Annotated in this window: 8 protein-coding genes; 3 read left to right on the top strand and 5 right to left on the bottom strand. The window is 67.2% G+C overall.

Annotation, left to right across the window (positions count from 1 at the left end; genetic code table 11):
* Window positions 1-123 precede the first annotated feature (123 nt).
* On the top strand, window positions 124-1,548 hold the full coding sequence (locus Acor_RS37205) for an IS1380 family transposase (protein ID WP_308805713.1): 1,425 nt from the start codon (window positions 124-126) through the stop codon (window positions 1,546-1,548).
* 423 nt (window positions 1,549-1,971) lie between these two features.
* On the opposite strand, the gene Acor_RS37200 is transcribed toward Acor_RS37205, so the two are convergent.
* A complete protein-coding gene (locus tag Acor_RS37200) occupies window positions 1,972-2,292 on the bottom strand; it encodes a transposase (RefSeq protein ID WP_155341466.1) in 321 nt (106 codons plus the stop codon).
* Window positions 2,293-2,495: 203 nt separating this feature from the next.
* Between Acor_RS37200 and Acor_RS37195 the strand changes: the two genes are divergently transcribed.
* Together Acor_RS37195 and Acor_RS37190 are read left to right on the top strand one after the other, a co-directional pair.
* Window positions 2,496-3,014 (top strand): tyrosine-type recombinase/integrase, encoded by a 519-nt coding sequence (locus Acor_RS37195; RefSeq protein WP_218034728.1) that lies wholly within the window; start codon window positions 2,496-2,498, stop codon window positions 3,012-3,014.
* Between the two features lie 239 nt (window positions 3,015-3,253).
* On the top strand, window positions 3,254-3,625 hold the full coding sequence (locus Acor_RS37190; RefSeq protein WP_155341464.1) for a hypothetical protein: 372 nt from the start codon (window positions 3,254-3,256) through the stop codon (window positions 3,623-3,625).
* A gap of 374 nt (window positions 3,626-3,999) precedes the next feature.
* Here Acor_RS37190 and Acor_RS37185 read toward each other — a convergent pair whose 3' ends face one another.
* From Acor_RS37185 to Acor_RS37170, 4 genes are all read right to left on the bottom strand, one after another.
* Window positions 4,000-5,028, bottom strand: a complete 1,029-nt coding sequence (locus tag Acor_RS37185; protein WP_155341463.1) for a hypothetical protein — start codon at window positions 5,026-5,028, stop codon at window positions 4,000-4,002.
* A 106-nt stretch (window positions 5,029-5,134) separates the two neighbouring features.
* Window positions 5,135-5,290: a hypothetical protein gene (locus Acor_RS37180; RefSeq protein WP_155341462.1), complete on the bottom strand. Its 156-nt coding sequence runs from the start codon at window positions 5,288-5,290 to the stop codon at window positions 5,135-5,137.
* Between the two features lie 43 nt (window positions 5,291-5,333).
* Window positions 5,334-6,074: an ABC transporter permease gene (locus Acor_RS37175; protein WP_155341461.1), complete on the bottom strand. Its 741-nt coding sequence runs from the start codon at window positions 6,072-6,074 to the stop codon at window positions 5,334-5,336.
* Window positions 6,071-7,027, bottom strand: coding sequence for an ABC transporter ATP-binding protein (locus Acor_RS37170; protein ID WP_155341460.1), 957 nt, complete (start codon window positions 7,025-7,027; stop codon window positions 6,071-6,073). The genes Acor_RS37175 and Acor_RS37170 overlap by 4 nt, the downstream gene beginning before the upstream one ends.
* Window positions 7,028-7,054: the final 27 nt, after the last annotated feature.

Here is a 7,054-nt window from a genome sequence, read left to right as displayed (position 1 = left end):
CTCAACCTCCGCTATTCAGCGTTGAGGGTGCCTGGAGATCGTTGATATGAAGAAGGTGCACCTGAACTGCAAGGATGTGAGTGTCTAGATCACATTCGCAGAAGAACCAGGTGCACCTAACAGGTGAATCGTACGGGATGGGACCGTCGCTTATCCGTGAGCGGGGACGGTCGAGGGCTGATCGGACACGCCGGAGCCGTTCTCCTGCGTAAATGCGCTGATCAGGTGGGTCTGACGCCTGCATTGGGCTCCGCGCTGGCCAAGCTGGACGGATCTCCGCGGTGGGATCGCGGGATGGTGCTGGTCCAGCTCGCGGTCGCGATCGCGCTTGGGGCGACCAGCATGCGGCAGATCGCGCTGCTGACCCATCAGGCCGATGTGTTCGGCGATCCGCCGTCGGACTCGACAGTGCGACGGATACTGGAGCTGGCCGAGCCGGCGCTGCTGGGCAGGATCGCCAAGGCCCGGGCGAAGGTCCGCGCCCGCGTATGGGAGCTGATCGAAGCCACCCAGCAGGGCTTCCCCTGGTTGAAGGTCGCCGGGAAGGTCCTGACCGGGTGGATCGTGATCGACATCGATGCGACCATCGTGCTCGCTCATTCGGCCAAGGAAGGCGCGGCGGCCACGTTCAAGCGGACATATGGCTTTCATCCGCTGGCGGCCTGGTGCGCCAGCACCCAGGAATCCTTGGCGATGCTGTTGCGGCCGGGCTCGGCGGGCAGTAACACCGTGGCCGACCATCTGGAGGTGCTGGCCGCGGCGATCGCGCAGATCCCGGCATCACGGCGGGCCAAGCTGCTGATCCGCGTCGGCGGTGCCGGGGCGACGCACGAGCTGCTGGAACGAGTTGAGGCGCTCAACACCACGCGGCGGACGGTCCGTTTCACGGTGGGCTGGACGATCACCGATGTGGATGAGGCCGCGATCGCCGCGCTTCCCGGCAAAGCGTGGGATCGTGCGCTCACCCAGGATGGCGACCCGCACGAGCACGCGGGTGTCGCCGAACTGACCGGCCTCAACGCCCGAGCCGCCGTGTGGAGGTGCCGGCTGATCGCCCGCCGGGTGGTGCCCTCCAGACGGCACCAGGCCAAGCTCACCGCCTTGGAGAAGAAGACGGGCTGGAAGTACTCGATCATCGCCACCAACCTCGGCCCGCGCGGGATGCGCGGAGTGCCCGGCAGTCACCAGGCGCAGTTCATCGATGTGCTGCACCGCTCCCACGCCGGGGTCGAGGATCGCGTGCGCACGAACAAGGCGATGGGGCTGCGCAACCTGCCGTCCAGGACCTGGACGGTGAACGCCGGCTGGCTGCTGGCCGCGAACATCGCCGCCGACCTGGATGCCTGGACCCGGCTGCTTGGCCTGTATGACGAGCCCGATCTGGCCCGGGCCGAACCGCAGACCCTGCGCTACTGCTTGTGGCATCTGCCCGCCCGGCTCGTCTGTCACGCCCGGCGCCGCGTGTTGAAGATCAGCGCCACCTGGCCCTGGAAGAACGCGTTTCTCATCTGCTGGCAGCGCCTATGTGCTCTTCCGGCACCAACATGACCTGCATCACGATGCCCAAGCGATGCAGGAAGGAGTGACCGCATCACCCACGCGGACCGTGGAACCGCCGCCCATCCGAGCGCTTCGGACAGATCGGCACACCGCCCGCCCGCATCGAATAGGACTGCAAGGCAGGAAATTCCATCAGCCGAACCCGGTCAGACGGGCTGCTCACCCCGTGAGTCATCGAGGTCAATACCTTCACGATTGAGCTGACGCCATACCTTCCGCGCCCCCGTACACCCGCCGGCCTTCCCTTTCCCACCCGCATGATCTCGGTCTTCAGATACTCATCCCGCAGCTCGCGATCCGACGGCTCAACCGCACGCTTTTTGACCGCGTAGTACGTGGACGAGGCGAATTCCAGGGCCGCACAGACCGGCTCGACGCCAAACCGATCCCGATGCGCGTCAACGAACTCGACTAGCGCGGCAGCCTCGGGTCGAGTTCCCGGGCGAAATACGCCGACGCGGCCTTCAATATCTCATTGGCCCGGCGCAGTTCCCGCACCTCGCGTTCCAGCTCCGCGATTCTGGCCGCGTCCGGGGAGGTGGTGCCGGTCCGCCGCCCGCCGTCGATCTCCGCTTGACGCACCCAGGTGCGCAGCGCCTCCCGGTGCACGCCCAGCCGGTCGGCCACCCGTGCGATCGTCCCTGTCTTGTTCCCGGTCTCCTCCCGCAGCTCAAACACCATCTTCACCGCGCGCTCACGCAGCTCATCGGGGTATTTCCTCGGCGCCGACATGGCCCTCACCTTTCCAGGTTTCAGGGCCTCCAAGAAACCCGGAGCACCTCACAGCGTCGTCTACGCCAACTCCGCGCTCACCGCGATCGACGACTTCTACCTGCGGCGCGGCCTGGGCAAAGCCGTCGTCGAGCGTGACGAGCTGCCGCAGACGGCTCCGCGCGCCCTGGATGAGCGCGCCCGGATTTCGCTGGCTGCGCGCAGTGGAGGGGCACCTATCCCCGCGAGACCGGGTCATCGCGCTGATCCCGTACTACGCCGGCGCCCGCATCAGCGAAGTAGTCCGCCTCGATGTCGGTGACGTGCGCCGCTCGGCCCGCAAGGCCGAACTGCGCATCTACGGCAAACGCGGTAAGGTCCGCACCCTGCAGATCCACCCCAAGCTCCGCCCCGACCTCGACCAGTGGCTGCAGGAGCGCCTCAACTGGCCCAACCCTGAGAACAATCCGGCACTGTTCCTCAACGCAGGCGGCGGACGGCTCTCCGCCCGCGCCGCCAGCGGCATCATCGCCTCCATCACGGCCGACGCCGCGCTGGAGGACGAAACGACCGCCCACGTCCTGCGCCACACCTTCGCCACAACCCTTGTACGTGGTCACGCCGACCTGGTCGTCGTCGCCGAGATGCTGGGGCACGCCCGCCTGGAGACCACCCGCCACTACAGCCTGCCCACCGACGAAGACAAGGCAGCGGCCCTCAATCTGCTCACCATCGACCGCTGACCAGCGCCTCCCTCCCACCAAGCTCATCTACCGCTTACATCCTGCATCAGACGGCATTCCCGCAGGTCTAAGCCACTCAAGATCGACTCATGGCCGGTCCCGTATCCCGGTTGGACCCGTAGCTGCTCCGCCACCTCGCGCGCGCCTGCGATAGTGAACATGTGCGGCCACCCCTTGGTCGGCCTGGCCCGCCATTCGGCGTCGGTCATGTCCGTGGTGTAGCGGCGTGTCCTGGCCGGATGATCGGCTCCGTGGCCGAGCAACTGGCCGCCAACCGCGAGCAGCTGGCCACCCTCGGTCCGGCCCGGCTGGCGCCGCGCCTGCTGGACGACGCCACCGTGAACCGGATCAAGGAAGTGTTCGGCGTCCAGCGCGACGACATGTGGCTGTGGCAGGAAACCGGGCGGCGCTGGCAGGCCGAGACCCTGACCCCGCAACAGCGGACGCTGGTCGACCGGTATGAGGCGCTGGTGACCGAGTTCGCCGCCTCCAACGCCGAGATCCTCGCGCTGGCCGACGAGCTGGCCGCCGGCACCATCGAGACGGTGATGGCCAAGAGCGACCTGGAGCTCGGCATCGAGGCCGTGCTGCGAGGCCTTGGCCCGCGCTGATCGCGGGCCCGGCCCGGCTCGGGGACGGCCGCTCGACCCGTGGCGTTCACTCGTACGGGTGTTCGATAGGGTGCGGTGATGGACATCCGGGTCTACGGGCACAACGGCCGCCTCTACCTCTGGGGCGAAGACCTGGGCCCCACTGGACGATCAGCCGCGTCTACGGGCACTACTCCAAGCCGGGAGGGCGCGAGGGGTCGGGCCGCCGACAGGTTTCGTCGCGACGGCCGCCGCGAGTGTTGCGTCCCGTCGTACCTGACACGGCGGCGAGGGTCTGACCAGCGGTGCGACAAGTGAGGCGGGACGTCCCAACCCCTGCGTCGTCCCGCTGAACTTGACGCAACGCATCAGATTGCAGCTGGCCTTGTCCCAAGTCACAGGTAGCAGAAGCCGTTGGAGTTACACGCTAGGACGTTGTAGATGGTCTTGAGCTTCTTCAGGAGTGGGACGTCGTGGTCGGCGAGCCAGGTGGGGTTGTACTCCTCCGTGAGGGAGGTGGCACTGATGGGATACCTAAACAATCCCGCCGTTGATTCGGCGAAGTACTCATCTGCGTTCTGACGGGTGTTCACATCCTGTCCGACATAGCTAGCCTCCGGGCCCCGATCGTTCAGGATGGTCTGGACGGAGTTTCTGAGTGTCTCGTTGAAGTTCACGGGCATGTGGCCGAACTCGTGGGCCAGCGTGTGTCCGTGGTGGTAGGTGGACTTGCCTTCGATGTAGACCAGGTTTTCTTCCCCAACCGCGACCGCGCCGCTGGAGGCGCCACGCACGTCATCCCACGGCCGATCGTTGACGCATCCCTCCTCTCCCTCAGGATCTTCATCGGTGCACGTGGTCGTGCCGGCCTTGCTCCGCCATGGCGGAAGGTCGGTCAGCTTTGCATCGTGCGGGATGATGTGGATGTCGATGCGCTTACCGAGGAAGATTCGTTTCGCCTGTTCGGTAAAGGCGCCCGCCATCTTGTGGGCGATCACTTTCGCCGCGTCCGCGTCCGGGCCGTCCCCCGGTGTGCCCATCCACGCACGGGCCTTAGCGATGTAGACGTAATCGATGATCTTGCCCGCGAGCGCCGTCCGCGTACCTAGTAACCTGGCTGGCAGGCCGCCAATCTTCGCGTACAGATTGTATTCTGTGGTGACGCTTGGTGCCTTCAGCGAGGTGTTAGTGGTGGGCTGAGGAAGTGGAATATCGCTTGTGATCACCGTCACCTCGGGACAGCCACGAGTCACGTCCCAAGACAATGTGGTGCCATTCCCGTAGGGGCTACCTGTCGCGGTGAATTGGTTGAGCCTGGTGTTCGCCAGGCAGGTCGCGGCGGCGGAGGCTGGGTCCGCGGTGGCTGGGGAGGCTGATACTACGAGGCCCGTGACCAGGATCGTCGAGAGGACGACGCCGGTCAAGCAGCCTTTTATTGTGCTGTTCACGATTGAGCTCCGAATCGGAAGAGAGTGGATTGTCTAAGGTCCAGGCCGGCGATCTCGGCCCGGCGCAGCCCGGTGCCGAGCATCAGGTGCACGATCGCGCGGTCGCGCAGCGGCCGGGCATGGCGGTGGGTGACGGGGTCGGCGCCGTGGTGGTGGCGGCACCGTGGTGATAGATGAGATCGGTCTCGATGCCGCCGTCGCAGACGTACGGTCTCCCACCGGGGGTGGGAACGGTCATGGTTGGTTCCTTGCTCGTACGGGCATGAAAGGGATTGCGTGTCCTAGCGGAACCGACGGCCTTCGTCGCGGCGGTAGGCCAGCACGGCAAGCGCGGCCAGCGCCACCGTCCAGACGCCGAGCATGAGCAGGGCCGTCGGGTTGGGTGAGTGGTCGGTGACCGCGGCCCACATCAGCTCGGCGGCCCCGCGGGTGGGCAGGTAGGGCGCCACGGTCTGCACGAACGCTGGTGCCTCCGTGGGTGAGGACATGAGGCCGCCGAGGAACGCCAGCGGGAAGAACAGGATCTGCGACACGGCCAGCGCCGCCTTCATCGGCATCCCGTAGCCGATGGCCAGGCCCATGAGCGTGAATGGCACTGCGGCGACGAGTGCGGCACCGGTGCCGAGGGCCAGGCCGGCCACGGTGGTTGTGGCGTCGGTGAGCAGCGCGGCGATCAGCACCACGGGCAGCAGCGAGGCCACGGTCATCACCGATCCGGTGAGGATCCGTCCGGCGAAACGGGGTCCCGGTCCTGCCGGCAGTGTGCGGCTGTAGGAGTCCCAGGGCAGGGCGCGGTCGGCGGAGACCCCGACGCCGTAGCCGAACAGGTTGCTCGTCATGATCGCGAAAGTCGCCATCGAGGCGGTCGCATAGGTGGCGGCAACGCCGTCGTTGGCGCCGAACGGCACGACGAAGAAGAGCATCGAGGCGGCGGGGAAGAACACCGAGCCGATCAGGGCCATCGGCACCCGTACGGTCTCCAACACGTGGAATCTGGTGTGGGTCAGGGTCAGCGTGGTCATGCGTTCGCTCCAGTCAGCGGTCGGTCGGCGGGGGAGGCGGCGGGAACCGCGGGAGATGCGGCGGTGGTGATGTGCAGGAACGCCTCTTCCAATGTGGTTGGTCGGGTCGTCAGGTCGCGGAAGGCGACGCCGGACCGGACGAGAGCCCGGACGAGCTCGTCGGAGTCGGTGGTCAGCACGTCGATGCGGCCGTCCGACTCGGACGTCGCCACGACGTTCGGCAGCGGTGGCAGTGTCGCGGCGGTCAGGCTGACCCGGTGCACGCCGACCAGGGCACGGATGGCGTCGACCGAGTCGTCGGCCAGGATGCGACCGTTGTCGATGACCACGGCGCGCTGGGCCAGAGCCTCGACCTCGTCGAGGTAGTGGCTGGTCAGCAGCACCGTGCCACCCTCGGCGTGGAAGTCGCGGATGGCGTCCCACAGCACGTGCCGGATCTCAACGTCGAGACCGGTGGTGGGCTCGTCGAGGAACACCAGCCGTGGCCGTCCGACGAAGGCGAGGGCGACCGCGAGGCGCCGCTGCTGGCCACCGGACAGGCCGCCGGTCTGTCGGCGGGCCAACTTCTCCAGCCCGAACCGGGCCAGCACCTCGCTGCGCGGCAGCGGGTTGGGATAGTGCCGGGCGACGTAGTCCACGCACTCGCCCACGCGCAGCGTCGGCGCCAGGCCGGTCTCCTGCGGGGTCACGCCGATCAGCCGCCGGCTGGCGGGCTCGAGCGGGGAGCCGCCGAACAGTTCGACGGTGCCCGAGGTCGGCCGGCGCAGGCCGACCAGCAGGTTGAGCAGGGTGGACTTGCCGGCCCCGTTCGGACCGAGCAGGCCGACCACCTCGCCTGCGCCGACGGCCAGGTCGACGCCGTGCAGCGCCACCGTGCCGCCGAACCGACGCGTCACGTTCCGCACCTGCGCGACCGTCTCCGGCGGCTCGCCAGGGTTGATTCCTTGAGTCATGGTTCCTCCGTTGGTGATAGCAATGCC

The organism is Acrocarpospora corrugata, from assembly GCF_009687845.1.
GTDB lineage: Bacteria > Actinomycetota > Actinomycetes > Streptosporangiales > Streptosporangiaceae > Acrocarpospora > Acrocarpospora corrugata.
This window is presented reverse-complemented; position numbering and strand designations above follow the sequence as displayed.